We start from the raw sequence: 26,834 nt of genomic DNA, 5'->3' as shown, positions 1-26,834 counted from the left end.
GCTACTTTACCTTTTTTTGTTTTTTAAGCTCTTTTGGATTTGTAGCTTTCGAATTGGCATTGTTTATAGGGTCGGTTTCGTTCTTGTTCCTTTCTTCTTCCTCTGCATCGATATCTATTGGATTATCTAGACCTTTAATCACTGCAAGTTTTATGGTGTTGTCATCTTCGTCAAAAATATCATCCTTGGTAAGAATACGCTCATCGCCATACCAAACAAATCCTTTCAGGATTCTGCTATTTTCAGGAAGGTCTTTTTCTGGAAACATGTCCCCATCTGGATCGGTAAAGAAAGTAAGTTCATCCACATCGTTATTTTCCATTGTAATACGAATCTTACTGCAAATGGTTTTGTTTATTCCAATGAGCTCATCATCGTCATTGTACATGTAATAAACAACCTCCGTGTTTTTAATCAGGTCAATTATTTTAAGCTCATTTTCAATAAATTTTCCAAACAAATCCTTTCCTTTTGCCTGGTTGTAGCCTTCCATGCTTATACTATCCAACGAAATTATAAAGGCATTGTTCAGAACTTTTAGGGAGTCTAGTTTTTCCGTTTTTTTATTTGATATCAAATGAATACTATCTCCTGTCATTTGATTTTCACCGTTCCAAAGTATCGGTTTTGTAATCAGTTGTGTGATTCCCGTTTTTTCTTCGGAATGAATAGAATCACATTTTCCACTTAAATCAGTTTTAAAAAATTTAGCGTTTCTAAATGCGCGCGTGATGCGTTCGTCCGCTTTGCCGGTAATCATTAACGTATCTCCATGAACATATAAGGAATCCTGTTCCTGCACTAAAATAGAAACGGCTCGTTTCGTGGCAAAAAGCGAGTCTTTCGCTTTATGGACTTCCGCGTAATGCGCTCTAACGACACCTTTATTAATAGTATCTGTTACGGTGATATTATTAGTGGCTGATGCGAATTCGCGCACTTTATTAAAATACACACTATCACCTTCCATAATGCGGTCGTTATAGTCTATTCTTGTATTTTTAATGCCATAGCCACTTTCAACTTTAGTATCATAAAATCCTCGTTCACAATAAATCTTGTACGTGTCACCCACAATAGTTGAAGGGCCGTACATATAGGCATTTTTTGAACTGGTATAATAATCCAATTGTTCGGAATCCAAAATATATTCAGGATTGTCTATATGAACGCTATCCAGGAACTGATATTTTTTGCGCTCCATAAAATAGCGTCCCACTTTACTGGTTAGCACGTTGGCAGAGTCGATTACGGTGCCGTTATCTTGGTAATAGGCTTCTTGAGTTTCGCGATTTAACCGCAGGGTATCCGTTTTTAGGGTCATGTCCGAATTGGTTAGGACAACATTGCCCCATGCCTTTGCCAATTTAATATCACCTTGATAGTCTATTTTTTGACTCGTCATTTCCACGGAGTCACCTTGTTTTAAAAGTACGTTGCCAATAGCTTCCAATCTATTTTCTTTTTGAAAATAGATGGCAACATCGCACCATAAGTCAGCACCTTGGTGTTCAAATTGAACCTGTCGGTCATCCTTACTAAAAATAGACGCTCCAGGGTACTCTGTTTCGTTTTTGGTGAAATTTGCACCGTAAACAATATTGATTTGCTTGGTTTCCGACGATTCGTCTTGGGCAACCAATCCTATGAAAAAAAATAGGGTTATGATTAGTGAAGCTGTCCTATACAAGGTAATTTTTTTTCAAAAATAGGATTTTTAACCTAGGCGGCTTCAAGATTGGGATTCTTTTAGCACTCCACTAGTTTATCTGCATGGGTTTAAGGTTCGGTTTATATTGTTTGCCAAAGCCTGAATTGTTCGGTTCGTAAGCAAAATCCAACACTACGTTAGTGCCGTCTACGGGGATATCTTTTTCTTTTCCCAGTGCCCAAAAGATACCGTTGAGAGCCAATTTTCTTACCTCCGGAATTTTAAAATCAAAGGGGTGGCCAAGTGTAGTGAAGAAAACTCGCGCTTTTATACCCTTGTTGCCGGTATAACTTTTGGTCCAGGCTACCGGATTCGTTAAGGGGTATTGATCTAGATTACCATCCATTTGATGCTTGGATTTTAAAGACCGCCCCTCTAAAAGTGGCTCCGAATCTCCATAGAGTTTCCAATCGCCACCATCCACGTGATAGAGCCAAGAGTAGGCTTTAATCGAATCAAATCCGTTTAAAATGGGGTGTTGCTTACCAATGTCGTATACTTCCGTTAGCGGATTGTTACCATCGTCAAAATGACCATGGTGTGTTATCCATTGTTGGCCAAATACCTTTGTGGGCCATTCATTGTTCCAATATGCTAGGGTTGGGTCGTCGTATTTAAGGGCATGGGTACTTGTTCTGAATCCTACAATAGGCTTACCGGATTCTACATAGTCCGAAATGTAGGTCCTTTCATTTTCTGGAAGCGCCCTAAATCTCGTCATAATAACCATTAAATCAGCAGTCTCCAGAGCTTCGAGTCCAGCTATATGATCCAATCTATTGGGTTCTACGAAGCCTAGGGAGTCTAGCGCATAACAAATAGTCACCTTGGCGTTTAATTCCCGTTTTGCTAATCTGGCCAACATGGGCATCGACTCTTCTGAACGGTATTCTTCTCCTCCGGTAACGAAGACGAGATGTATGGGCTCAGCAGTTAAAGGGCCGTCCATTACCATTTCTTTTTTCTTGTCTGTACCATCTTTACAGCTGATCAAAATAAAAAGTACGATGAGTATGGTAGGTAGTATGTTTTTCATGCTATATCTATATGGTTTTCTCTTATTGTTTCAAGGGATATTGTTCTAAAAGCTCGTCAGGCGTATAAAAACCTTCCTTATTCCTAGTGGTATTTCGTATTTTCTTCACTTTTTCTGGACGAATTACAGAGGCTTTATTGCCAAAAGCATTCCTGACATACGTTAGTACTTGTGCTATTTCTTCATCATTGAGTAGGCCTCTAAACGCCATCATGGGTACCTGTCCGTCGTACTTATGCCCCATAACACTCATAGGGCCATAAAGTCCGTTCAGGGTAAGTTTTATAAGTCGTTCTTCACTGCCCATTACCCAATCTTGACCTACCAATGTTGGAAAACCTGATGCTTGCAGTCCAGAACCGCTTTCTTGATGGCAGGTAACACAATAGCCTTCCCGTTCATATATTTCTTTTCCTTTTGCGAACGTTTCTAAATCATCGCCTTTTAAATGGGTTGCCAACAGTTCTTCTTTCCCATCGGGTAGGAATGCATTGTTGAGTCTGGTATTGGAAAAATTATAGGAATCTTCCATCCAATCATCCAATGGGTGCTTTTCAGCCACCGCCAATATTTGTAGTCCAACCTCCGGTTCCATCCAAGAGGCAGCGGTAATAGCCTCTAGACGAACCCTTCCATGACTGTCAGCAGCAGCTGTTTTAAATAAGTCCGATGCATTTGGTATTTGATGCCCCATATAGCGCAAGCAACGAACCGAAGCTGCCCTGACCCTATAATCCGAAGATTGTAAAGTCTGTTGAAGTAACTCGGCATCTACCTTGTTGAGGCCCCAGGAAACCCATAAAGCTTCTAGACGTTGATGTTCGTAATTGGAATCGGTTTTATCCAAATTTCCTACCCAAACCTTTAGTTTTTCTAGTACTACTTCGCTATCGCGTCCACGAAGTTCCCTTTTAGTTCTATAACGTGTCCTATATTCTGGAAGTTTCAGGTTGTCTAGGAGTTCATCAATGCTAGCATCGGCAATTTTAGCCGGTGTGACCAGAGGTCTTGACGGGTATGTAATACGATAAATTCGGCCATGGGCATGATCTCGTAATGGATCTCTAGCATTATGCTGCATATGACCAATGAGCACATTATGCCAGTCTACCATATATAAGGAGCCGTCCGGTGCAAATTCCATATCTACCGGTCTAAAGTTTTTATCGGCGCCAGTAATCAAATCCTGACGGTGTGTTGTTTTGTAACCCGTACCGTCTTCCTGCATTTGATGCTGTTTAATTCCTAAAAAGCCTATCGTGTTACCAAGTAGCATATCGCCTTGTACATCGTCCGGGAAATGTCGGCTGGACACAAACTCCAATCCGGAAGTTGGTCTAACCCTATGCTTTTCTTCAATTAAATTGGCCGTTAACGGAGAGGATACGCCGTAAATGGATTTTAATGTGCTTGGCATCATCCATTGTGTGGTAGGACCCGAGGTGTGTAAAAAGAAATCCTGGCCCCATTTGTCGAATGCTATTCCCCAAGGATTCGGTATGCTAACCTGCGCTACACGTTCTAGTTTTTTTCGTTGTGGTGCATATCGGTAAAATCCACCATTGGTAGCCCTGACCGGACCATAGGGAGTCTCCACATTTGTATGCAGAAATACACCTTCGGCCATATAAAAAGCTCCGGACGGATCTGCACTAAATGCCGAAATGGCATGGTGGGTATCATGGTCGTCAAAGCCACTGAGAATAATCTCTATGGTATCTGCTTTGTCGTCACCGTCCGTGTCCTTGAATAATTTCAGATTGGTTCCTTGGCTAATATAAACACCTTCTGGAGCGAACTCGAACCCTATTGGCAAATGAAGTTGATCGGCAAATACTGTTTGTTTGTCCGCTTTTCCATCGTTATTTGTATCCTCCAAAATCAGAAGTTTGTCATTTGGCCTTGCATCTCCAGGTTTGTAATGTGGATATGAAGGCATTGTTGCCACCCATAATCTTCCCTTGTTATCAAAGGAAAGCTGCACGGGGTTGGCTAAATCCGGAAATTCTGTTTCCGACGCAAATAATTCCACTTTGTATCCTTTTGGTACGGTAAGTTGATTTACTGCTTCCTCTCCATACATATAGCGCTTGGCCTCATCTGGGTCGCCCAAGTTATAATTGGTTTCTACCGTTGGTAAGGTTAAGGTTTTGCTATCTGCAAACGCAACATCGTAGGCTTTTTGCTGTAGGGTAGTCCAAATGGCCGTATCTCTAATGGCCGTCATTTCTCTTATCTTTTGTATTTCATAAGGATAATTATCAGGCCCAAACGGTGCATACCTGCGTCCGTTGGCATGCACGCCATTGGGTATTTTATAATCGTTAAGCCAAAAGAAATTCTTCTCGTTTACCGCTTTATTAACCGCGCTGCGATTATTTTCTGTTGTAATATCTTTATCGCCTGTTAATACTTGGGCTATGTGGCTTGAGAATTTTTTGTAGCCCACGTCGTTTAATTGAAATCCGTCAATTGTGTAGTTTTCATTACCATACCAGTCTTTACTTGCATTAAAAATATCTATAAATGGAACCTGATTTTTTAAAGCGATAGCTTTTATAGCCTCGGTGTACATAGAAAGATTTATATTTTCCTGTTCACCATTAGGAAGGTCATGCTCATCCGATAGGTTCTCAAAGGCAATTGGCGATACCAACACTAGTTGTGGACTGTTACTTCCGTTGTATTGTTGCGCTTTGGTATGTGCTATAAATGCCTGCAATTCATTTTTGAAATTATCTAAACCAGTAGGTCCCTCAAAAGACTCATTGTAGCCAAAAAAGCCAATAACAATATCTGCTTTTACACGACTAAGCCATTGATCGGGATAATCGAATCTTCCTTCGCTTCCGGAGGTTTTTGCAAGTTCTGTCTGAAATTTATCAGCACCAGGAAAAGCCCACGGCGTATTTCGGGAAGAGTGTGGCCTAAACCCAGGTGTATCCCCTCCATCGCACATATTTCTTATAGTGAGGGAGTCGTTAGGAAAGCGCAAGTGCATTTCCGTTTCAAAATATCCGTAATGTGTCATTCTCGACCCTAAGTTATTGCCTACTAGGGCAATAGAACTATTTGGCCCTATGGATACCAAGGGAGCTGTTTCTTTTGAGCAAGAATATCCCAATAGAAGAAGAAAAAAAAGGTTTGTAGAAATGTAAAAAAAACTTTTGCGAAATGCATGCATAGTTGGTAAGCTGTTTTAGTACTACTGTTTTTTAAATATACTCATAAAAAAGCCACCTTGGAGGTGGCTTAATTTAAAATTTATGATGAATCAATTCATATTCAGTACTTAGGATTATCAAAATTCCCGATAATCACCTTCAAGATATTGGTTTGCCTCTTCTTCTGCAAACTTTGCGTTCTTGCTATCCCAATTCAATGTTTGATTTGGAAAGCGGCTTGCGATTACCCCTAACAGAATAGTTTCCGTAAGTTTTGAAGCATAACTAAAAGGTGCGCTGCATTCATCCGTACCCAAACAAGCATCAACAAATTGATGGTAATGTTTTGGTCCTTCCGAGGCATAATCACGGATTGGATTACCCATGTTATTCGCTTTGCTGACTGCTTCGATCTCTTTCGAAATGTCAACATATTTTCCATCCACAATTTTAGTTGGTAATTGCATAAAGTGTGGCAATAACAAGCGCCCTTTGTCGCCTATAAACATGGCTCCTTGTTCTGGTAATGTTCCTGGACCACTTATTTTAGTCTCCAAGGACATTTTCTCTTCAACAGAAGCTTCTTTTGTATCCGCTCCGTTGGCTGTGGTTGCCATCTCACTTGCACCTGGAAGTTTTAAATCCTCATGCATGTTAGGTGCCCCCGGGCCATCAGACCATATCCATTTTAAATTATCTGCGGTGTAAGGTGTTCCTGGAAACTCATACGTAACGATATTGTTCTCCGGAAAACCAAAACCGTTCGGTTCCCTGCATTCATTTTTTATAGTGCGTGGCACATCTAAAGCGAGTGCGTTATATGGAGTGTCAAAAATATGTACGCCCATATCTCCTAAAGTTCCGCAGCCATAGTCAACTAATTTTCTCCAATTTCCAGGATGGTAAATCCCTTCTTTATATGGTCGCTCTGCTGAAGTTCCTAACCAAAGGTTCCAGTTCAAAGTTTCTGGTACCGCATCTTCTCCCTCAGGGACCGGCCCATTATATCCCCAATTTTTTGGAGACCAAGCTCGTACGGTATGTACCTTTCCGATGATACCGGACTGAATTAACAACGTTGCCAGTTTATAATCATAGAAAGAATGTACTTGAATACCCATTTGAGTAACCAGACCCTTTTCTTCCGCTAATTTTTTCATTGCTCTTGCTTCCGAAACATAGTGTGTTAAAGGCTTTTGACAATAAACAGATTTATTCATTTCCATTGCCATCATAGATATAGGGGCATGGGAATGGTCTGGTGTGGAAACTACCACAGCGTCTATCTCATCGCCCATTTCCTTTAACATAACCCTGTAGTCACTAAATGTTTTAGCATTTGGGTGTAGTTTTTTGGCTTCTGCAAGATTGGTAGCATCTACATCACATAATGCCGTTACGTCCACTTTTGCATGAGATGAAATGTCGTTAAGATCTGCCGCTCCCATATTGCCTACACCAACATGAGCAGTCCTAAGGCGTTTTAAAGTTTTTGGTTCAGTGACTACTTTTTCTTCCTTACATGCCAGTAAAAATGAAGGCATTAAAGCAGTAGTAGAAGCCATTATGGCCGATTTTTTTAAAAATTCTCTTTTTTTCATGAGATGGTGGTTATAGTTTTTTGATTTTTATGTTACGAAACCATATAGGACTAGAATGGTCTTGAAAACCGACATATCCTTTTTTATATTTCCCATAGTCTTTGCTGTTCTTCCACTTATCGGAGTTCTTTTTTTCTTGCCATGCTTCGTCCCAAGGAACAAAAGATACTACCATTTTTCCATTCAGCCAATGCTCAACCTTTTCTGGGGTAAACACAATTTTAGAGGAATTCCATTCGCCAACGGGGTGCAGTATTTTGTTAGCGGCATCTGCCGGGTGCATAGCATAATCGGAAGCCGTCTGTTGTAATGGCTTTAATTCTTCTGGTTTATCGGTATATCCTAAACTAAGGTTATATTCCGTTAAGTCATGAATGCTGGCATAGTTTTCGTCGTCAATCAGTTGATATTCAGGGGATATTTCCGGAATACTGGTATGACCCTCCTTAATATGATAGAAAATCCCGCTATTACCTCCTTTTGGTAATTTCCATTCTACATAAAATTCGAAGTTGTCAAATTCTTCTGCCCCATAGATGATGTCCTTACCACCGGTATAATTCTCTTCAAGACCAAGTTCGGTATCAAAGGTTAATTCACCATTTTTAACAATCCATCCCGGAGGTAGTGCGTCTCCGTTATAAGCTCTCCAGCCTTCGGTGCTGCTGCCGTCGAAAAGGACAATCCATTCGTCCTCTTGTGCAGTTGTCTCCGGTTGTTCAATGGATTCCAGTTTTTTATCGGTCTTACAGGAAAGAAATAGAATTGTCAAGATAAGTAATACACTAAATTTTCTCATTTGTACTTTATATTATTGCATTAAAGTACATAAAAAAAATGGCGTTAAGCTTTTTTTTCGCTTAACGCCATTTGTCTCCTTACCGAGGAAATAAAACTATCGGTGTATGGTTTGGGTTCTATCCGGACCTACAGATACAATTTTAATAGGCACTTCCAATTCTTCCTCTAGAAACGAAATATACTCATTCAAAGTAGCGGGTAATTGGTCCGTTTGGGTCATTTTTGTTAAATCCTCTGCCCACCCGTCCATTTCGGTATAAATAGGAGTTACATTTTCTGCTTCGATATTAAACGGAAGATGATCGATTTTCGCACCTTTATAATTATAAGCAGTACAAACTTTTAACTTTTTGAAGCCGCTAAGAACATCGCCTTTCATCATCATTAATTCTGTTACGCCATTAATACGCACAGCATATTTTAGGGCTACTAAATCTAACCAGCCACATCTTCTTGCTCTTCCGGTAGTAGCACCAAATTCATTGCCCACGCGACCCATCGTTTCGCCATCTGCATCAAAAAGTTCCGTTGGAAAAGGACCGCTTCCTACTCTAGTGGTGTAGGCTTTAAAAATTCCTTTAACTTCGCCAATTTGGTTAGGTGCTACCCCAAGTCCTGTGCAGGCTCCTGCGGCGGTAGTGTTGGATGATGTTACAAAGGGGTAGGTTCCAAAATCGATGTCCAATAATGATCCTTGTGCTCCTTCTGCCAATATTTTTTTACCAGATTTTTGCGCTTGGTACAGGTATTCTTCACTATCGATGAAGGTAAGTTCCTTTAGTTCTTTAATGGCTTTGAAAAAATCTGATTCCAGTTCGGCAAGATCATACTGAATATCTACATCGTAGAAACCTATCATGGCTTCATGCTTGTTGGCCAATGCTCTGTATTTTTCTTTCCAATCACTTAGTTCTAGGTCTCCGACACGCATACCGTTTCTGCCCGTTTTGTCCATGTAAGTAGGACCGATACCTTTTAGGGTCGATCCAATTTTAGCTTTTCCCTTGGCCGCTTCAGATGCAGCATCCAAAAGTCTGTGCGTTGGTAAAATAAGATGCGCTTTTCTAGAAATCAACAATTTGGATTTGATATCCAGGTTAAACTTTTTTAAAGCATCAAGTTCTTTTTTAAAGATTACTGGGTCTATGACTACGCCATTGCCTACTACATTGATTGCATTCTTATGAAATATGCCCGAAGGAATCGTATGCAAAACATGTTTTATACCATCAAATTCCAAGGTGTGGCCTGCGTTTGGACCCCCTTGAAAGCGTGCGATAATGTCATAATTCGCCGTTAGTACGTCAACAATTTTTCCTTTTCCTTCGTCACCCCATTGTAGGCCCAACAATAAATCTACTGCCATTGTAATTTTACTTGATTAATTGGTTGTTTGTTCTGTTTTTTCCATACCCTTTTCTGCGGAATTCTTAGTTCCGTAAAAGTAGAGCGAATGTGTATTTATTTTAATGTCGAATACCTCTTCAATTGTTTTTTTTATGGATTGAATCCGAGGGTCGCAAAACTCCATGACTTCACCGGTATCCGTAAGAATTACATGATCGTGCTGGCGGTCAAAATAAGATTTTTCGTATTGTGCTTGTGTTTTGCCAAATTGATGTTTTCGAACCAGTTTGCAATCTAGTAGCAATTCAATGGTATTATACAACGTTGCGCGGCTTACACGATAGTTTTTATTTTTCATATTGATGTAGAGCGATTCTATATCAAAATGGTCATTACTTTCATAGATTTCTTGAAGTATGGCGTAACGTTCTGGGGTTTTTCTATGTCCGTTATCTTCCAAAAATTTGGTAAATACGTTCTTTACAATTTCTTGATTTTTATCCAAAGCCATAGCCATACGGTTAATTTACAAAGGTACAGTTAATTTTTATTCCTATTCTAAAGTCGTGTGACTTTGTCTATTCCGTTAATTTGTTTCAAATTTTCAATTACTTTTTTAAGCATATCCTTATTTTTCACTACTACCGTTATCTTCCCGGAGAATGTGCCGCCATCAGTATTAAAATTTAGGTTTCTCATATTTACATGCATATTACCCGATATGACTTTGGTAATTTCACTGATTAATCCAAGGTTATCTATTCCGGTCAATTGTATTTCCGCCTTAGACTCTTCCTGTGAGGAGTCTACCCATTTTGCACTTATGATTCTATATGCATAGTTCGATTGTAATGAAATGGCATTTGGGCAATTTTTCTTATGAAGTTTAATGCCTTCGGAAACACTTACAAAACCAAAAACGGTATCGCCGGGTATGGGATTGCAGCACTGTGAAAGTTTATATTCTAATTTTTCTTCTTCCTTTCCAAAAACGAGCATGTCGTATTTAGAAGTGATTTCGTCCTTTCCTATATCTTCCGGTACCGGGTTTTTACGCATTCTGTTCTTAAAGAAGCTTATAAATGCATTATTATAGGACGAAGCAAATTCTTTGATCATTTGATTGTCAATAGAGCCAACGCCTACTCTATAAAACAAGTCTAGACTGGTCTTTAGCTTAAAGTAACTTACCAATTTATTGATGGAATCTTCGTTTACGGAAATTTTTTGCGACTTTAATTTCCGCCTTAGAATTTCTTTGCCATCCTCCGCTATTTCCTTCTTTTCTTCGCGTAATACTGACTTTATTTTTGCCCTTGCCCTTGCCGTTGTAGCGTAATCTAACCAGTTTTGGTTGGGTTTTGCTTGTTCGGACGTAATGATTTCTACTTGGTCTCCACTGTTTAAGGTTGTATTCAAGGGTACAAGTTTACCATTAACCTTTGCGCCACGGGTACGCATACCTACCTCGGTGTGAATGCTAAAGGCAAAATCTAGGGGAGTTGCCCCTTTTGGTAAAGACTTTAACTCTCCATTTGGTGTAAAAACAAATATTTCCTTCGAGTAAAGATTCAATTTAAACTCTTCTACAAAATCTACCACATTGGTGTTGGCGTTCTCTAACGCTTCCTGTAACTTGTTAAGCCAAACCTCTATTCCTTGTTCTTTTTGGTCCCCATGCTTGTATTTAAAATGTGCCGCATATCCTTTTTCCGCAATCTCATGCATACGCTCACTACGAATCTGCACCTCTACCCATTTTCCCTTTGGTCCCATTACGGTAATGTGCAAGGCCTCATACCCCGTAGATTTTGGGGAGGAAATCCAGTCGCGTAGGCGCACCGGATTAGGGGTAAAGTGATCGGTAACAATGGAGTAGATTTTCCATGCCAGAAATTTTTCGTTTTGTTTTTCGGATTTATAAATGATACGAAGGGCAAACTTGTCATAGATTTCATCAAAGCCGACATTTTGCGTCATCATTTTTTTACGCATCGAAAAAATGGATTTCATTCTTCCTTTTATGGTGTACTCTAATCCTTCCTTTTTCAAAGAATTATCTATGATAGCTGCAAAAGCGTCAATGTATTCTTGTTGCTCTTCTTTACTATCCTCTATCTTACTCTTAATGTCGTTGTATACCTCTGGCTCCGTATATTTCAGACTAAGGTCTTCTAATTCGCTTTTTATGTTATAAAGTCCTATCCTATGTGCTAAGGGGGCGTAAATGTATAGTGTTTCGGAAGAAATTTTTACTTGCTTGTGCTCAGGCATGGAGTCCATGGTGAGCATGTTGTGATAGCGGTCCGCAATTTTTATGATAATTACGCGTACATCATCATTTAGGGTAAGTAGCATTTTTCTGAAATTCTCCGCTTGTTGGGAGATATTCATGTCCTTTTTTAAATGCGATATTTTTGTGAGTCCGTCTACGATTCTCGCCACGGTTTCGCCAAACATACGATCAATATCATCTAAAGTATATTCTGTGTCCTCGACCACATCATGTAGCAGGGCAGAGGCTATGGACACTGCATCGAGACCAATTTCGGACGCTACTATTTTGGCAACGGCAATAGGATGAAAAATGTAGGCTTCCCCAGATTTTCTTCGCTGGTCTTTGTGGGCATCTACCGCAATTTCAAACGCACTACGAATTAGCTTTTTATCATCATCCGTTAGGGTCTGATAACTAATACGTAGTAGTTCTTTATACTCAGTGGCAATACGTTTCTTCTCTTGTTCTAAATCGGCTTCCGTCATACTAGAATAAATTTACCATAATCCTAGTTGATAGACAACAAAAACTATGCCTTTAAGTTCCGAATTCTATCCCTTAAAGGTGGATGGGAATAATGCATGAACACATAGGCGGGATGTGGAGTAAGATTGCTTAGACTGTTCTTGGATAACTTTTTAAGCGAGGTAATTAAAGGAGATGCGGAAAAAGTATTTTTAGCAAAATCATCTGCTTGATATTCAAACTTGCGAGAAAAATAATTCATGAGTAACCCCATAATTTCTGAGATAGGACTATACAGCATTCCAAAACCTATTAATGCCGCATGAAAGCTGGGCTTGTCTACTCCTATGGCTAATGAAATAATAGGGTTATTGATGAAAAGTGATAGTACAAACAACATGGCACCTGTTACTATAATAGAAGTTGCCAGGTTAAATAGGATATGATTTTTTTTATAATGACCAACTTCATGAGCCAATACTGCAACAATTTCATCTTCTTCCAGATCATTTATAAGTGTATCGTATAAGGTAATACGTTTTTCCCTTCCAAAACCGGAAAAATAGGCATTTGCCTTCGTAGAGCGCTTAGAACCATTGATTACGAAGATATTTTGCAGTTCAAAGCCCACGTTTTCCGCATAGGATTCTATTTTTGACTTTAAACTACCCTCTTCCAGCGGTTCCTGTTTATTGAACAGGGGCACAATAAGTTTGCTATAGAACAGATTCATAAAAATCGTAAAAACGGTGATTAGGCCCCAGGTATAGAGCCAAAAGTTAGTTCCTGCCCATTCAAAGAACCAAAGTACCAACGCTAGTATTCCACCTCCTAAAACTAAAATCATTACCCATCCTTTAACCTTATCGGCGATAAAAGTTTTCAATGTTGTTTTGTTGAAACCGAATTTTTCTTCGATCACGAACGTTTTGTAATAGCCAAAAGGAGTATTGAGAATGTCACTACCCATCATAATGACCCCAAAAAACAGCAAGGACTGTACTATAGTGTTTTCTGTTAGGCTCGAAACCCAATTATCTACCCATCCAAAACCACCAAAAATCAACACGCTTAAAATAAGCAGGATCGAGAAGGTGGAGGTAAGAATTCCAAAACGATAGTTTGTTAGTTTATAGTCTTGTGATTTTTTGTACTCTTCCGAATTGAATACATCCGATAATTCCTCAGGAATAGATTCTTTAAATCGCTTTGCGTTTAGAAAATTGAGCGTGGTAGCCAGTATATATTCGCTTATCAATATTCCAATGATGCAATAAAATATGAGCGTTGTATTCATAAATGTTGTTTTGGTCTTTTTGTTAACGGGGCGGACAACTTTTAGTTGCTATTATTCGTTACGTTGTCGCTTTCCTTCGAAGATAAGTATTGCAGCGGACACAGAAACGTTCATGCTATCAATTTCTCCTTCCATCGGGATGATGATATTTTGGTCGGAATTTGAAAGCCATTCTTCGCTAAGTCCGCTTGCCTCCGTCCCTACAACAATAGCTGTTCCGCCTGTGTAATCCACATCGGTATAGTTCTTAGAGGCACTGAGCGCCGCACAAAATATTCTGGCGTCTATTTCTTTTAAATAGGTAATGATTTCAGATGTAGTTCCCATGGCTATGGATCTAGAGAAAACGCAGCCTACACTTGATCTGATAATATTTGGATTGTATAAATCGGTCTTAGGATTGGCAATTAAAACAGCGTCCAAATTAGCGGCATCTGCGGTACGTAGTAATGCTCCAATATTTCCTGGTTTTTCTGGAGCTTCTGCAACTAGGATAAACGGTTTCTCTTTTTTTAGTTCCAATGTGGACAGTTCGTGTGATTTTGCATTTACAATGGCAATAACACCTTCTGTAGTGTCTCTATACGCTACTTTTTTGTAAACGTCAAGTGAAAAACTAATTCGATGTATAGATGGCTCAAGGACTATTTCAGTTTCTAGCTGATTTATATCTTGTAAGACATCGCAATAACATAACGCTTCTATAGCGTACCCTGCTTTTACAGCTAAGCTTAATTCACGTTTTCCCTCCAAGATAAAAAAGCCTGTCTTTTTTCTTTCCCGAGATTTATCTTTAAGTAGCAGGATTCTTTTGACCAAAGAATTTTGGGCGCTACTGATATGTTTTACATGTTGCATGGGCTACAAAAATAAACCAATATGTCAATTAATGTATCTTGCCACGACTTAATACCTATAAATAGAAATTATAATGAAGAAAATTATTCTTTTTGCCGTCGTTACCATACTATTTGCTTGTAAGACCGATAAAAACAAACAGGAGGCTATGCCGGAAGATGTTCCCATAGTTAGCATTGATGGCAAAGGCGAATACCCAGAAGTTGTATCCAAGGTGTTTGATGCACATGGTGGCTTGGCTACTTGGAAGTCATTTAAAACCCTAAGTTTTACGATGCCAAAAGAAGCAGATTCGGAAACACATACTATAGCTCTAAAAAGCCGAAAAGAAACAATTAACGCTTCTGACTTTAGTACAGGATTTGATGGTTCCAAGATTTGGTTGTTGGATGAAAATGATTCTTATAAAGGCGATGCCGTTTTCTATCATAATTTGATGTTTTACTTCTATGCAATGCCTTTTGTTTTAGGGGATGATGGTATTAATTATGAGGAAACCCGTTCTTTGGAGTTTGAGGGAAAGACCTATCCTGGTATTCGTATAAGTTACAATGCCGGAGTTGGTAATTCTCCCAAGGATGAATATTTTTTGCACTATGACCCAGAAACGTTTCAAATGCAATGGCTAGGTTATACGGTAACGTATAGAAGTGGAGAAAAATCAGCGAATGTAAAATGGATTCGATATAACAATTGGATGGAGGTAAACGGACTCCAACTTCCAAAATCGATAACCTGGTATACTTCTGAAGAAAAAAAAATAACGGAACCGAAAAATACTGTGATGTTTGAGAAGGTTGTTTTGAGTACTAAGGAAAAACCAGCGGGGTTTTATGATAAGCCTGAGAAGGCCGTGTTTATAGAATAGTATTATTGTATACAGTGCTTTTTAACTTAAAAAAAGGTTAATGGAATTACCGAATCGTTAAACATCTCATATTTATTCTTAACTTAGAGGAGAATGTCTTTCGAGTGTATTTAGTATAGTGAATACTGAAAAAGGCATATTTGTTTTATGAACCAAAACACGATTATAATGCCAACGTACAAACTAAAAATTAATGGTGTTTCTCAAGAAATAGAGGCAACACCAGACATGCCACTACTATGGGCGCTACGAGACGATTTAGATATGGTGGGCACCAAATTTGGCTGTGGAATAGGTCAATGTGGCGCTTGCACAGTTCATATAGACGGGAATGCGGCGCGTAGTTGTCAACTACTAGTATCTCAATTGGACGGTAAAGAGATAACTACAATAGAGGGCTTGTCCGAAGATGGTTCCCATCCAGTACAGCAAGCTTGGAAAGAAGTAGATGTACCGCAGTGCGGTTATTGCCAATCGGGTCAAATAATGACTGCCTCGGCCTTTTTGGAAAATAACCCAAACCCCTCTAGACAAGAGATTCGTACTGCTATGCACGGTAATATTTGTCGTTGTGCCTCCTACAATCGAATTGAAAATGCGGTTGCAAAAGCCGCAGAGAAAAAAATGGCCTAACCTGAAAACTGAAAAAAATGTCAACTATCACATCAACAAAATTTAGCAGAAGGTCTTTTTTAAGAACTTCTTCGCTAGCAAGTGGCGGAATGCTCATCGGTTTTAATTTTTTCACAGCCTGTAAAGACAATGTAAAAATGCCGGTAGATATTTCCAAACTCAATTATAACGACTTTAATGCTTTCATTAAAATTTCGGATGAAGGCATGGTAACTTTATTCTCGCCAAACCCGGAAATTGGCCAAGGTGTTAAAACGGCAATGCCCATGATTATTGCAGAGGAATTGGATGTTCCTTGGGCTAATGTTAATGTGGTCCAGGTAGTTTTGGATACTCAAAATTATACCCGGCAAGTTGCGGGTGGTAGCCAATCTATTCGCTTCGGTTGGGATGCGTTGCGCCAAACAGGAGCAACCGCGCGTCAGATGTTGGTTAATGCGGCCGCGGCACGATGGGGGGTTGATGCTTCCGAATGCACTGCCAAGCAAGGTGTCATTACCAATGCAAAGGGAGAGACTTTAGGTTATGGCGATGTGGTCAAGGAGGCTGCCAAATTGCAAATTCCTACATCAGAAGGAGCTGAAGAGGAAGAATCCAAATCTGAAAATCCTGAATTCAAGGATACAAAAGCGCAAGAGGTTGCCGGGAAAGTGAAATTAAAAGACCCAAAAGACTATACGATTATCGGCACCGATGTTGGGAATGTGGATATAGATAAAATCATTACCGGAAAACCACTATTTGGCTTGGATTACAAAGTTGACGGTATGGTTTATGCCACGGTTTTGCGTCCTCCAGCTTTTGGTCAAGTTTTGGAATCCTATGATGATGGCGCTGCAAAAGCTGTACCCGGAGTGTTGGATGTGATTAAAATAGGAGCGAAGGCAAAAGCTCTTTTGGAAAAGGAGCAAGTGAACTGGACAGCAGTGTTATCGCCTTCCGAGAAGGTTGTTGTAATTGCCGAGAATTCATGGGCCGCGATAAAAGGTAAAAAAGCTCTTAATGCAAAATGGACAGAAAGCTCACCCTTAGAGAGTACTGCTGCTCACGATAAAATATTGACGGATTTGTTAGATGGAAATGAATTCCAGAACATGCGCAAGGATGGGAATGTGCAAAAGGCTTTTAAGGAGGCCGATAAGATTGTTGAACAGACGTACGAATCACCGTTTCTTCCGCATAACACTATGGAGCCTATGAATTTCTTTGCAGATGTAACCGATTCCAAAATACTTTTGGTAGGTCCAGTGCAAACTCCGGCAGATGCTGCTTCAACGGTTACGGAATTACTTGGTCGAAATCAGGAGGATATCCGTTTAGAAATGACCCGAATGGGCGGTGGTTTTGGAAGAAGGTTATACGGTGACTTTGTTTATGAGGCTGCTGAGATTTCGGATAAGATACGAAGACCTGTGAAAATGTTTTCGACAAGGGAAGATGATATGATGACCGGTGTGTATCGGCCAGCTATAAAATACCGCATCGCAGCATCTATAAAGAATGGAGAGGTTACGGGGTATCATTTAAAAGAAGCTGCCGTCAATGGCAATATGTACGGATTAATTCCGAATTTCTTCCCTGCAGGAGCAATTGAGAATTATCAAGTAGACGTTGCCAATTATAAGAGTAATATAACCACGGGTGCATGGCGTGCACCATATACTAATTTCCTTTCCTTCGCTGAACAATCTTTTTTAGATGAACTAGCGGAGAATTTGGATAAAGATCCAGTTCAAATGCGATTGGATTTATTGGAAAAGGTAAAAGGAACGACTGATGACAGAATCCAGTATTCTGCAGAACGCCTACAGGATGTTTTGAAATTGGCTGTTGAAAAGTCTGGATATCGAACTCCTAAAGATGGTGTTTATCAAGGGATTTGTGCATACTATTGCCATAATACCCATGTTGCAGAAGTTGCCGATGTGGTCATGGAGGGCGACCAACCAGTAGTAAAAAAGATTACCGTCGCCGTAGATTGCGGCATCGTAATAAATCCACTTGGTGCCAAAAACCAAATAGAAGGTGGTGCTATAGACGGTATAGGTCACTCTATGTATGGTGACCTGGTTTTTGAGAACGGAAAGGCAACAAGCAACAATTACGACAAATACCGTTTGATTCGAATGAAGGAAACACCAATCGTGGAAACCTATTTTGTGAAAAATACCCTAAGTCCAACAGGGCTTGGAGAACCAGCTTTGCCTCCAGCGGCAGCTGCAGTAGCTATTGCCATGAAAAAGGCGACAGGTAATCGTGTGTATAAACAGCCTTTCATAGGTAACATGAGTACGAAACCTATTTTAGGATAATTGCCTATGGATGTTTTGCTTTTTGGGATTGCCAAGGATATTGTAGGAGAATCAGCATTTAAAATTAATGATAACAACGATATTCCTAAATCAGTTCAAGAATTAAAAGATTATATGATTAAAAAGTTTCCCGATTTCGGGAAACTTTCTTCTTTTGCCGTGGCGGTAAATAGTGAGTATGTTCAAGATAACGTGGTGTTAACTCGGAATGACGAAATTGCAATTATTCCCCCTGTAAGTGGAGGCTGATGAGTAGAAAAATAGTAGAAATAGTTACTAGTATTGATACGTCGAAGGTGTTCTCAGAATTGTCTGATGCCCATAGTGGGGGTATTTGCGTATTTGTTGGAACCGTGCGTGAGTTCACACAAGGAGAAGAAGTAGTTTCCTTGGAATTTGAAACCTATGAAAAAATGGCGCTAAAGGAAATGAATAAGATTGCTGTAGATGCCATTGAAAAATGGAAACTGAATAAGGTAATTATTCGTCACGCAGTGGGACTTAAAAAAGTAGAAGCACCTGTTGTAGTAGTTGGTGCTTCTTCTGCGCATCGTGATGCTTGTTTTGAGGCTTGTCGCTTTTTGATTGATACCCTAAAGGAAACTGTTCCTATCTGGAAAAAAGAAAGGTTCGAGAATAAAACGGTTTGGGTTTCTGCACATCCATAAAAGTAAAAGGTGAAAAAAATAGGATTGATAGGAGGTATGAGTTGGGAATCTACCCAAATCTACTATAACGTCTTAAATCAAAAAGTCAAAGAACTTTTGGGGAAATTTCATTCGGCTAAAATTGTTATTGACTCTGTTGACTTCTCTGTAATTCACAAATTACAAGGACAAAATGACTGGGATGCCTTGGATATAGAAATGATTGAAGCAGCCACAAATTTAAAGAATGCCAAAGCTGAATTGATTCTTATTTGTGCGAATACCATGCATTTATGCAGCGGTGCTATAACTCAAAATGTAGACTTGCCTTTGATTCACATCGCGCAAGCTACGGGTGAAAAAATAAAAGAAGCCGGACTCAAAAAAGTACTGCTTTTAGGAACTAAATTTACTATGGAAAGAGATTTCTATAAAAACATTCTAACTGATGATTTCGGTGTAGAAGTGCTGGTTCCGAAGGAGGTCGATAGAGAAATATTGCATACTATCATTTATGAAGAACTAGTTCAGGGCAAAATAAATGCGGGTTCAAGGCTTGAATATATTAGAATCATAGAAGAGGCAATTAAAAATGGAGCGGAAGGCGTCGTATTAGGCTGTACCGAAATACCATTGTTGATTGGGCCTTCAGATGTTTCTATTCCGACATTTAATACCACTCAAATCCATGCTGAAAAAGCAGTTGAATTTGCTTTAAGCTCAAGACTTGTAAATTAATTTAAAAACAGATTTCCCTCTTACTGAAATGATTTTAGCATAGGCAGGGAATTGAAACTTATATATGACAAAGCAACTTTCACATATAGACGAAGCCGGTAATGCTTCCATGGTAGATGTTTCAAATAAGCAAGCATCAGTACGAACGGCTGTAGCTTCTGGAAAAGTTGTTTTTCCTGTGGATATTTTTGCTGAACTAGCGTCTCAAGATTTTTTAGGCCATAAGGGAAGTATCATTCAAACCGCGGTTATCGCAGGAATTCAAGCGGTCAAGAAGACATCAGAACTCATTCCGCTCTGTCATCAAATCAATCTTTCTAAAATACAGATTGATATTACCCCGATTGATGATGCATTACAAGTAACATGTACAGTAAAGTGTAACGAGCAAACAGGTGTGGAGATGGAGGCCTTAACTGGAGTTTCTGTGAGTGCATTGACAATTTATGATATGTGCAAAGCACTATCACATGATATCAAAATCTCAGAAGTACAATTAGAACAAAAAACAGGTGGTAAGAATGACTTCAATCGCTAAATTATACGGACTCGTTTTATCTGGAGGAAAAAGTACCCGAATGGGAACGGATAAGGGATTGATACGGTATCACGGCGTTCCACAACGCGAATATTTATACGATTTGCTAAGTGAGGTTTGTGAAGAAACCTTTGTAAGTCTTCGAGAAGAGCAGGCTGCTGAGTTGCCTTCAAGGATGTCAACCATTGTAGATTTGAATGAATATCGCGGTCCGTATAACGGGTTGCTTTCTGCTCATAAAAAACATCCTGAAGCTGCATGGCTGGTGTTGGCTTGTGATCTTCCATTAATGGATTTGGATGCTTTAAAAGAATTGATAGCGCAACGTGATCAAACAAAACAAGCAACTGCTTTTGCGCTAAGGGAAAACCCATTGCCAGAACCTTTATGTGCTATATGGGAACCTCCTGCGTTACAAAATTCCATTGCTTATTTGGAAAGTGGTAATGGAACGTGCCCAAGAAAATATCTAATTAACCATGATACTAAATTGGTGTTTCCTACTAACGAAAACGTGTTGTTAAATGCAAATTCTGAAGTGGAGTACAAGGAGGCTTTGTTAAAACTTACTAACCCTTGAATAAAGACCGCTACATAAGACAAACCACCTTGAAAGATTTTGGATTAAAGGGTCAAACAAAATTAGCGGAAGCAAGGGTATTGGTTGTTGGTGCCGGAGGTTTGGGAGTGCCCGTTATGACCTATCTCAATGCCATGGGTGTTGGCAAAATCGGTATTGTCGATAATGATGTCGTTTCTATAACCAATTTACATCGGCAGGTACTTTATACTGAAAGTGATCTGGGTAGATCTAAAGTGCTTGCCGCTATGGATAAACTAAAGGCACAAAACCCGGATACCGATATAAAGGCTTATAATACCCTGTTAAGCAGCGAGAATGCACTTGAGATTATGGCTGATTACGATATTGTAGTGGATGCATCTGATAACTTCCCAACCCGTTATTTAGTAAATGATGCTTGTGTTATTTTAAAAAAACCATTCGTTTATGGTGCCTTACATGGGTATGAAGGTCAGGTTAGTGTTTTTAACTACAAGAAGGGACCAACATATCGTTGTCTTTTTCCAGATATGCCCAAGGAAAACGAAGTTCCAAATTGTAATGAACATGGCGTATTGGGAATCATACCCGGAGTTATTGGGAGCTTGCAAGCTTTAGAAGTGATAAAAGTATTAACAGGAATAGGAAAGGTACTTTCAGGACAATTGCTGATTTTTGATGGACTCCAAAATTCTTATCAAAAAATAAAGTTCAAATTACAACCTGAGAACTTGGCTATTTCAGAACTCCAAGATTTTTATGAATGGAGTGACCCCTGTGAGGTTATTCCAACGATTGGCGCACAAGAAATTCAAAAATTGTTGGCGAGAAATGCACAGATTATTGATGTACGTACTTTTGGGGAATTTAAACAATATCATCTTCCAGATACCATTCACATACCTTTAGATCAATTGGGTGAAACTGTTAATAAAATTGATTTTTCGCGTACTGTTTATTTAGTATGCCAATCGGGAAAGCGCAGTGAAATAGCTTTGAAACAATTACGCAATCAGTTTCCCGAAAGTTCTATTTTTAGTATTTTGGGAGGTTTAAATCAGTATTTGGCTTCATGCTCCTGACCCTTCCCCAACTCTTATTGGTAATGCTAGCCTTTTTAGTTATTGCAACGTTGTATTCCTCTGTTGGTTTTGGTGGGGGTTCTAGTTATTTGGCATTGTTAGCTTTGGTTTTTGCCAGCTTTTTTGCTATTCGCAGTATTGCTTTGATTTGTAATTTAGTGGTTGTTTCAGGTAGTAGTTATCTCTATTGGAAAAATGGATATCTAGATTTTAAGAAGTTTCTACCCTTTATTATAGCAAGTATCCCATTCGCTTTTTTAGGAGCACGATTTCGATTATCAGAACAAGTCTTCTTTATCCTATTAGGTGGTGCATTGATTATTTCATCCCTGGCATTAATAATTCAAACGTTCAATCTGAAAAAATCGCAAGAGGTTAATCCAAATTATCCGCCTTATGTCACCCATTTATTAGGAGCAGGCATTGGTCTCTTATCAGGTTTGGTAGGTATTGGTGGTGGAATCTTTTTAGCTCCTATCCTAAATCATATGCGTTGGGACAAGTCTATTAAAATAGCTGCACTAGCTAGTTTTTTTATTTTAGTAAATTCTGTTTCAGGTATTAGTGGTTTATTGACAAAGGGTACTTTTGAGGTACCTTGGATAGAGGCTATAGGGCTAATTGTTGCCGTTTTTATTGGAGGGCAAATCGGGATTCGTTTAAGCTTAGGGAAACTTATGGGAAACGGGATTAAGATAGTTACAGCTATTTTGGTTTTGTTTGTTGGTATTAGAGTGTTTTTGGTGAATGGTTTACAGCTATGATTTTAAAATTGTTGATCTTGGTTACTTCACGGATATTGCGCTAACAAACCAAATTGCCATAAATGGTACTTAATATGCATGTAATGGAATAATTCCACATCTTCATAAGAGACCTCTCCCATGAATGGCGCGTAGGGCTTATATTCGGGATTGTTATCTTGAAAGGCATAATACTTTTGGACTGCTTCAGGTACATTGGAAACCGCTTCTTCTAATGACGCATAGGTTAAAGGCGGTAAATCTGCCTTTGTTTTAGCACTAGGTCTATGCACCAAAACAGAACCACTTTGTATGAATTTCTGCATACCTAATTGTTGTTCCGTTGCTGGTAGTATTCGTTCTCCTTCAAATTTTGTGGTTGCACTCCCTAAAGCCCCAATCAAATGTTCTACCATATGCTGTGGCGTCATAAGTCCGAAATTGGCCTTGGTATCTGATCTTAATGTTTTTAAGAGTTCAGGAAATTTATGGTTTAGAAAATCTCTTTTGCTGTACGTGGACATGTTATTATGTTTTTAGATACTAGAGAAAGATGTAATTCTTAGTGCAGGAATCACCATTTCTTGCGGTAAGATACGAAAGGATAAACTTCATTTGCCGAAAACTCGCTCTTACCTTGGGGTAAAATTAAAAATCCGTCTGTTTTAACAAGATTTGCGAAATCTCCGGAACCGTTTCCTTTGATCGCTTTTGCAACTAAGGCGCCGTCGGAAGAACTTTCTAAAGTTGCTTCTAAGAAATACACTAAGTCGGGTTTAAACTCAACATCGTTCTTGAGCCGTACATGTAATACTTCTTGCGCAATACCCAAAGACTTCAGTAACCAGAACTGTAAATAAATATAAACACAAACAAAAGAAGAGACCGGATTGCCTGGTAATGCAAAAATCTTTTTTCCATCTGCGTTACTTCCAAACCAAAAGGGCTTGCCAGGGCGTTGTTGAATTTTATGAAAGTGTTTTTCTACTTGAAGTTCTTCTAGTACATCCGGTAGGTAATCAAACTTTCCTTTGGAAACCCCTCCAGTGAAAATAAACAAATCGTACTCCAGTAAAGATTGTGAAATGACTTCCAACATTTCTTCTTTGTCATCCGCTAAATGAAGTACCTCTGATGAAACCCCCCATTCCTTCAACGTTGCTTGAATTCCAAAGATATTAGATCTGCGGATTTGATGTAATTTGGGAGTTTTATGTACCGGTACCAACTCATCTCCAGTAGAAAAAATAACCACTTTAGGCATTTGTTTGACACGCAACTTAGCTTTTCCAACGGTGGCGGCAATATTTATTTCTGCACTAGAAAGCTTTGTTCCTTCGTTAACAATAATAGCTCCTTGTTCAATATCAATTCCTTTGAAATGCACGTTTTGTTTGTGATTAATGGCATTAGGATTAATGGTAGCCCTTTTACCCTCAATAGTAAGGTCTTCGTAACGGATTACCGTATCAACATCATTAGGCATTATGGCACCGGTCATCACCTCAATACAATTTGAAATATCCTTTAAGGATTGTTTTGGAGTGCCGGCAGCCGCTGTGGTTTCAATGAAGAAGGTTCGTTGTCCTTTCTCAAAAGCCTCAAATGCGATAGCGATTCCATCCATTGTAACCCTATCAAAAGGCGGGAAGTCCCGATCGGCAATTAAATCTTCCGCAAGATAGGCGCCGATGCAATCTTCTAAATTTCTTGATTCAATCGGAAAATCGCCTTTGTGCGCTTCTAAAATTGAAAGGGCTTTTTCGTATGGGATAAATGTGTTTTCTTTCATCTGTCACTTTGAGCGGAGTCGAAATGCTTTTTATTGGCACTGCCAAGAGGTATAATACCCCGAGGCTTGCCTGGAAATTAAAATTCGGTTTCCTACGAATACCTCATGGACTTGCCCCGAGGTAGTTTACCAAATCTGTCTATTTCTCGACTCCGCTCGAAATGACAGACGTATTAATTCAATTACCCTCCAATACTACTCATGCTCTGCATGGCATCCTTTGGAGACTTACGGGATTGTTCTGCTTCAAATCCATCTTTGGGTTTCATCCGTACGATTTCTCTGAATTTGTACGCCAATTCTTTATCAGAAACACCTGTTCTCATAAAATCACGAATATTAAACACACCATCGTCATATAAGCAACTCTTTATTTCTCCTTTTGAGGAAATACGTAAGCGATTACAAGTATTACAAAAGGTTCGTGAGAATGCGGCAATGACTCCTATATTTCCTTTATAACCGGGCACGGATAACAAGCTTGCGGTATCACCGTGCCTGCTTGGAAGGTTTACCAAATTGGAATAGTACGAATTTAAACGCGCACGAATATCGCGGGCGGAATACAATTCTACATTCTTTTTATAACCTCCATTAAAAGGCATTTCTTCAATAAACCTAACATCCACAGGATGGTCTTTGGCCAATTCTGCTAAAGGAATAATATCTTGGGTATTGATACCTTTCATAATAACCGCATTCAATTTTATTTTGAATCCATGGTCTACTAACATATGAAAGGTCTTCATTACTTTTTCAAAATCATTACGACGAGTGATTTTGTGAAATCGTTCTCTATCCAAAGAGTCAATGCTTAGATTGATTTTGGAGATGCCTAATTCTTTTAGTTTTGGGATATGTTGCTGTAAAAGGGTACCGTTAGAAGTAATGTGAATAGATTTGTAATCTTCCAATGCTGCGGTATTCTCCAACAATTGTATAAAATCTTTTCGAAGAAATGGTTCTCCGCCCGTGAAGCGCACTTTCTGAAAACCTAGTTCGCCTAAAATTTTTAGTAATCTGGTAATCTCTTCATAGCTAAGTAAATGTGCTTTCGGTTCATAGGTAATGCCTTCGGCCGGCATGCAGTAAAAACACCGTAAATTACAACGGTCTGTTACAGCAATGCGCACATAGTCGATAGTTCTATTAAAGGAATCTTTCATTTTCTTTCTTAGCAATTAAGAATTTAATATAGCTAAATTTAGATAAATTAGAGAAGTTATTTTTAATAGATTAGTACTAATACGAACATGAAGGAAATTAAATCGATTTTAAAGCTTTATAATTCATTTAATAAGTCAGGAGAAAAATGTGCCATTGCCCAAGTGGTTCGTGTAGAAGAATCATCATATAGAAGAGAAGGTGCGAGGATGCTAGTTTTTGAATCTGGTGTTTTTGAAGGAGGGATTAGCGGCGGATGTTTAGAAGGTGATGCTTTGAAACGCTCCCAAATCGCTATTTTAAAACAACAACCTTCTATTGTTACCTACGATACTTCCAAGGAGAACGAAATAGGTGTAGGACTTGGCTGTAATGGCATCATCGATGTTTTGATTTCGCCAATTTCGGATAACTCGTCTACGTTAAAAATGCTGCAGAAATGTGTGTCCGATAGGGATTATCACATTATTGCTACAGTGACCGCGCTAAATATCGAAATTGATTCTATACCACTAGGTAGAAGTTTTTACTATGATAAGGACTCTGCATCTCTTGAAGATTGCGAGCATAATGGGTTGCGAAATTTTCTTCATAATAAAATTCAAGAAGTTTTAAAAAACCAGAAATCAAAAACGTACCATTTTGACGAAGAAGGGGTAAAGGCAAGTGTTTTTATTGAAATGATACCTCCTCAATTTCATTTGGCAATCTATGGGGATAATTATGATGTGTATCCGATGCTAGAAATGGCAAGGTTGATGGATTGGGATGTAAGTCTGGTTGGGAATGTTCAAAAGTTAAAAAAAGAAAAACTACGGTCTGTAAAAAATATCTACCCCAAAGATTTTGAAGAGCGCCCCAAGTTAGATAAACGTACGGCAATTATTTTGATGGCACACGATTATAACACAGATTATAACAATCTTGAGCAATTAATAAAAACCCCGGTGCCTTATATAGCTTCTTTGGGACCTAGAAAGCGTTTCGCTAAAATGATTACTGAATTTAAAGCTAATGGAATCGAATTTTCCAAAGAAGAATTGAGTCGCATTTACGCACCTTGCGGATTGGAAATTGGGGCTAAAACGCCCGAGGAAATTGCAATAAGTTTGTTTAGTGAAGTGATCGCAGTCCTTTCTGGTAAGGTTGGCGGAATGCTTCGAGAAAAAAGTGGGCCTATTCATGAACGAAACTAGA

At 39.1% G+C, this 26,834-nt stretch carries 24 protein-coding genes; 11 read left to right on the top strand and 13 right to left on the bottom strand.

The annotated features are described in order from the left end of the window. Position 1: 1 nt before the first annotated feature. The 10 genes from MS6x_RS02800 to MS6x_RS02755 form a co-directional block, all read right to left on the bottom strand. Positions 2-1,669, bottom strand: a complete 1,668-nt coding sequence (locus MS6x_RS02800; RefSeq protein WP_482607133.1) for an OstA-like protein — start codon at positions 1,667-1,669, stop codon at positions 2-4. Positions 1,670-1,760: 91 nt separating this feature from the next. Further along, positions 1,761-2,747 carry a ThuA domain-containing protein gene (locus tag MS6x_RS02795; RefSeq protein WP_482605256.1) on the bottom strand — a complete coding sequence of 329 codons (987 nt, stop codon included), beginning with the start codon at positions 2,745-2,747 and terminating at the stop codon, positions 1,761-1,763. A gap of 22 nt (positions 2,748-2,769) precedes the next feature. Next, positions 2,770-5,931, bottom strand: coding sequence for a PVC-type heme-binding CxxCH protein (locus MS6x_RS02790; protein WP_482605255.1), 3,162 nt, complete (start codon positions 5,929-5,931; stop codon positions 2,770-2,772). Positions 5,932-6,048: 117 nt separating this feature from the next. Beyond that, a complete protein-coding gene (locus MS6x_RS02785; RefSeq protein WP_482605254.1) occupies positions 6,049-7,512 on the bottom strand; it encodes a Gfo/Idh/MocA family protein in 1,464 nt (487 codons plus the stop codon). 10 nt (positions 7,513-7,522) lie between these two features. Continuing rightward, positions 7,523-8,311, bottom strand: coding sequence for a 3-keto-disaccharide hydrolase (locus tag MS6x_RS02780; RefSeq protein WP_482605253.1), 789 nt, complete (start codon positions 8,309-8,311; stop codon positions 7,523-7,525). Positions 8,312-8,407: 96 nt separating this feature from the next. Next, positions 8,408-9,679, bottom strand: coding sequence for an adenylosuccinate synthase (locus tag MS6x_RS02775; protein WP_482605252.1), 1,272 nt, complete (start codon positions 9,677-9,679; stop codon positions 8,408-8,410). 15 nt (positions 9,680-9,694) lie between these two features. Then, positions 9,695-10,171: a Fur family transcriptional regulator gene (locus MS6x_RS02770; protein WP_482605251.1), complete on the bottom strand. Its 477-nt coding sequence runs from the start codon at positions 10,169-10,171 to the stop codon at positions 9,695-9,697. Positions 10,172-10,218: 47 nt separating this feature from the next. After that, complete coding sequence (locus MS6x_RS02765; RefSeq protein ID WP_482605250.1) at positions 10,219-12,423, bottom strand: RelA/SpoT family protein; 2,205 nt, start codon at positions 12,421-12,423, stop codon at positions 10,219-10,221. 44 nt (positions 12,424-12,467) lie between these two features. Continuing rightward, the gene (locus tag MS6x_RS02760) at positions 12,468-13,700 is read right to left on the bottom strand and encodes a M48 family metallopeptidase (RefSeq protein WP_482605249.1); all 1,233 of its coding nucleotides are present in this window, start codon (positions 13,698-13,700) and stop codon (positions 12,468-12,470) included. 51 nt (positions 13,701-13,751) lie between these two features. Beyond that, on the bottom strand, positions 13,752-14,558 hold the full coding sequence (locus tag MS6x_RS02755; protein ID WP_482605248.1) for a TrmH family RNA methyltransferase: 807 nt from the start codon (positions 14,556-14,558) through the stop codon (positions 13,752-13,754). A gap of 73 nt (positions 14,559-14,631) precedes the next feature. Between MS6x_RS02755 and MS6x_RS02750 the strand changes: the two genes are divergently transcribed. The 10 genes from MS6x_RS02750 to MS6x_RS02705 all read left to right on the top strand — a co-directional run bounded on the left by MS6x_RS02750 (position 14,632) and on the right by MS6x_RS02705 (position 22,702). Continuing rightward, a complete protein-coding gene (locus MS6x_RS02750; protein WP_482605247.1) occupies positions 14,632-15,426 on the top strand; it encodes a DUF6503 family protein in 795 nt (264 codons plus the stop codon). A 168-nt stretch (positions 15,427-15,594) separates the two neighbouring features. Then, entirely contained in the window at positions 15,595-16,059 is a 465-nt protein-coding gene (locus MS6x_RS02745) for a (2Fe-2S)-binding protein (protein ID WP_482605246.1), read from the top strand. 17 nt (positions 16,060-16,076) lie between these two features. Next, positions 16,077-18,371, top strand: a complete 2,295-nt coding sequence (locus MS6x_RS02740; protein ID WP_482605245.1) for a xanthine dehydrogenase family protein molybdopterin-binding subunit — start codon at positions 16,077-16,079, stop codon at positions 18,369-18,371. Between the two features lie 6 nt (positions 18,372-18,377). Next, positions 18,378-18,620 (top strand): MoaD/ThiS family protein, encoded by a 243-nt coding sequence (locus MS6x_RS02735; protein WP_482605244.1) that lies wholly within the window; start codon positions 18,378-18,380, stop codon positions 18,618-18,620. Beyond that, positions 18,620-19,039, top strand: a complete 420-nt coding sequence (locus tag MS6x_RS02730) for a molybdenum cofactor biosynthesis protein MoaE (protein ID WP_482605243.1) — start codon at positions 18,620-18,622, stop codon at positions 19,037-19,039. The genes MS6x_RS02735 and MS6x_RS02730 overlap by 1 nt, the downstream gene beginning before the upstream one ends. A 9-nt stretch (positions 19,040-19,048) precedes the next feature. Beyond that, positions 19,049-19,756, top strand: coding sequence for an aspartate/glutamate racemase family protein (locus MS6x_RS02725; protein ID WP_482605242.1), 708 nt, complete (start codon positions 19,049-19,051; stop codon positions 19,754-19,756). 64 nt (positions 19,757-19,820) lie between these two features. Then, positions 19,821-20,294 (top strand): cyclic pyranopterin monophosphate synthase MoaC, encoded by a 474-nt coding sequence (gene moaC, locus MS6x_RS02720; protein WP_482605241.1) that lies wholly within the window; start codon positions 19,821-19,823, stop codon positions 20,292-20,294. After that, positions 20,278-20,874 carry a molybdenum cofactor guanylyltransferase gene (mobA, locus tag MS6x_RS02715; RefSeq protein ID WP_482605240.1) on the top strand — a complete coding sequence of 199 codons (597 nt, stop codon included), beginning with the start codon at positions 20,278-20,280 and terminating at the stop codon, positions 20,872-20,874. The genes moaC and mobA overlap by 17 nt, the downstream gene beginning before the upstream one ends. Then, positions 20,871-21,938: a molybdopterin-synthase adenylyltransferase MoeB gene (moeB, locus tag MS6x_RS02710; protein WP_482605239.1), complete on the top strand. Its 1,068-nt coding sequence runs from the start codon at positions 20,871-20,873 to the stop codon at positions 21,936-21,938. The genes mobA and moeB overlap by 4 nt, the downstream gene beginning before the upstream one ends. Further along, the gene (locus MS6x_RS02705) at positions 21,929-22,702 is read left to right on the top strand and encodes a sulfite exporter TauE/SafE family protein (protein ID WP_482605238.1); all 774 of its coding nucleotides are present in this window, start codon (positions 21,929-21,931) and stop codon (positions 22,700-22,702) included. The genes moeB and MS6x_RS02705 overlap by 10 nt, the downstream gene beginning before the upstream one ends. A 26-nt stretch (positions 22,703-22,728) precedes the next feature. On the opposite strand, the gene MS6x_RS02700 is transcribed toward MS6x_RS02705, so the two are convergent. The 3 genes from MS6x_RS02700 to moaA form a co-directional block, all read right to left on the bottom strand. After that, on the bottom strand, positions 22,729-23,205 hold the full coding sequence (locus MS6x_RS02700; RefSeq protein WP_482605237.1) for a DUF1569 domain-containing protein: 477 nt from the start codon (positions 23,203-23,205) through the stop codon (positions 22,729-22,731). Between the two features lie 50 nt (positions 23,206-23,255). Continuing rightward, positions 23,256-24,473 carry a molybdopterin molybdotransferase MoeA gene (locus tag MS6x_RS02695; protein ID WP_482605236.1) on the bottom strand — a complete coding sequence of 406 codons (1,218 nt, stop codon included), beginning with the start codon at positions 24,471-24,473 and terminating at the stop codon, positions 23,256-23,258. A 182-nt stretch (positions 24,474-24,655) separates the two neighbouring features. Beyond that, positions 24,656-25,639: a GTP 3',8-cyclase MoaA gene (gene moaA / locus MS6x_RS02690; protein WP_482605235.1), complete on the bottom strand. Its 984-nt coding sequence runs from the start codon at positions 25,637-25,639 to the stop codon at positions 24,656-24,658. A gap of 87 nt (positions 25,640-25,726) precedes the next feature. Between moaA and MS6x_RS02685 the strand changes: the two genes are divergently transcribed. Continuing rightward, positions 25,727-26,833, top strand: a complete 1,107-nt coding sequence (locus tag MS6x_RS02685) for an XdhC family protein (protein ID WP_482605234.1) — start codon at positions 25,727-25,729, stop codon at positions 26,831-26,833. Position 26,834 lies beyond the last annotated feature (1 nt).

This window comes from Maribacter sp. MS6 (assembly GCF_056839185.1).
The sequence above is the reverse complement of the archived record's forward strand: the minus strand, read 5'-3'. Positions and strand labels throughout refer to the sequence as shown.